Origin of the sequence: Pseudoalteromonas sp. S1610 (genome assembly GCF_005887465.1) — a bacterium.
GTDB lineage: Bacteria > Pseudomonadota > Gammaproteobacteria > Enterobacterales > Alteromonadaceae > Pseudoalteromonas > Pseudoalteromonas undina.
This window is the reverse complement of sequence record NZ_PNDI01000187.1, coordinates 1-241: the sequence shown is the minus strand read 5'-3', so window position 1 is coordinate 241 and position 241 is coordinate 1. Positions and strand designations below refer to the sequence as shown.

Genomic DNA, 241 nt, shown 5'->3' with positions numbered 1-241 from the left:
GACAGCTCAAGATAAAGTAGCTAAACCTGAACACAAGCCTCCGCGACTTAAAGTTGGTGGTGCTGTTCGAACCAACTACAGCCATACTTCGTATGATGACGATAATAAAAATCGCGGCGGCGATTTTGACTATGATATTTTTCGCTTATATTTCTCCGGCGACGTTGGTGATGTTAAATTAAACGCTGAAATTCGCTTTTTTGATTATATGACCGCTGTTAACTACGCTTATGCAGCTTAC

The 241-nt window shown here is 41.1% G+C and carries 1 pseudogene; it reads left to right on the top strand.

Going from position 1 to position 241, the window contains the following annotated elements:
* Positions 1-241 (top strand): annotated as a pseudogene (locus tag CWB77_RS18325) (carbohydrate porin); the annotation flags it as partial.